Raw genomic sequence first — 1,299 nt, forward strand, 5'->3', positions numbered from 1 at the left:
CCGCACCCGGAACAGGCCCTGGCCGGTGCGCACCGCCGGGCCGCCCGGCTCCTCGACCACCGCCGCCGCGCCGAACAGCCGGACCAGCCGGGCCAGCACCGGCGCCGGGTCCGCGGCCAGGTAGGTCACCGCCGCGACATGGGTGGCGCCATTGGCGTGGCGCATCCACTCCGGCACCCAGAGCAGGTGCGGCTTGTGCTGCTGCGCCAGGAAATGGCCGATGCGCGGCAGTTCCGGCTCGACGCTGACCTCGAGCGACACCACCGCCTCGTCCCAATCCCCCCCCGGCGGGCGGACGCGGCGGCGGAAGCCGATATGGCCCTGGAAACAGGCGCCGCGCGCCTCCATCGCCGCGCGGTCGGCGGCCGCGTCGCGGCTGTGCAGCGCCACCAGGGAGATGCCCTCGCGCTCGGCCAGCGCGTCGCGCATGTGGCGGCCGAAGCGGAATTCCCCGGCCGGCAGGGCGTCGATCAGGCTCTCGTCATAGATCCCCATCAGCTCCAGCGCCGAGCGCTCCAGCACGGCGAGGCTGGTGCTGGTGCCCCAGGGATGCCGGCCCACCGGCGTCATGGTGAAGCCGAGGCGCTGGTAGAAATCCCGCCCCGCCTCGATGTCGCGCAGCAGGATCAGCGGGTGGTCGATGCCGGGCAGCGGGGTCATGCGGCACTCTCCGGCAGGTCGGCGGGGAAATAGGGGTGGCGATGGCGCCGGCGCGGCGTCGCCGGGTTGCCGGCCACGGTGCTGCGCGGCGCCACATCGGCCAGCACCACGCTGCCGGCGGCGACCACCGCATAGGCGCCGATCTCGACCGGCCCCAGCAGCGTGGCCCCCGCCCCCAGCACCGCGCCGCGCCGCACCTTCGGGTGCCGGTCCTCGCCGCCCTTCGTCAGCGTGCTGCCCAGGGTGACACCGTGCCAGAGGCTGACGTCATCCTCGATCACCGCCGTCTCCCCCACCACCAGACCGAGCCCATGGTCGAGGAAAATCCGCTGGCCGAGCCGCGCCGCCGGGTGGATATCGGCGCCGAGGCTGGCCGCCGCCTCGGTCTTCAGCGCCATGGCGAGTTCCGTGCGGCCTTGGGCCCAGAGCCGGTGCGCCGCGCGGTGCGCCAGCAGCATGTGGAAGCCGCGCCCGCCGATCCAGCTGCCGAGCAGCCCGCCCGGCTCGAAATTGCGCGTGGTGATGGCGTCGAGATCCGCCAGGGCGGCGGCGGCATCCTGCGGATGTGCCGCGAACAGCGCCTCGGCCAGCGGGCCCAGCGCGCCGGGCGCCAGCCAGGCGGGGCGCAGCAGCCGCGCC

General features: G+C 75.1%; 2 protein-coding genes. Both read right to left on the reverse strand.

What is annotated here, in order from left to right; genetic code table 11:
* Window positions 1–660: VOC family protein (locus HMPREF0731_RS20015; RefSeq protein WP_007006036.1), on the reverse strand; the 660-nt coding region annotated here is incomplete at its 3' end.
* Window positions 657–1,299, reverse strand: a 643-nt coding sequence (locus HMPREF0731_RS20020; protein ID WP_007006037.1) for a serine O-acetyltransferase, incomplete at its 5' end; no start/stop codon positions are given. The genes HMPREF0731_RS20015 and HMPREF0731_RS20020, both read right to left, overlap by 4 nt.

The sequence above is a fragment of the Pseudoroseomonas cervicalis ATCC 49957 genome, assembly GCF_000164635.1.
Lineage (GTDB): Bacteria > Pseudomonadota > Alphaproteobacteria > Acetobacterales > Acetobacteraceae > Pseudoroseomonas > Pseudoroseomonas cervicalis.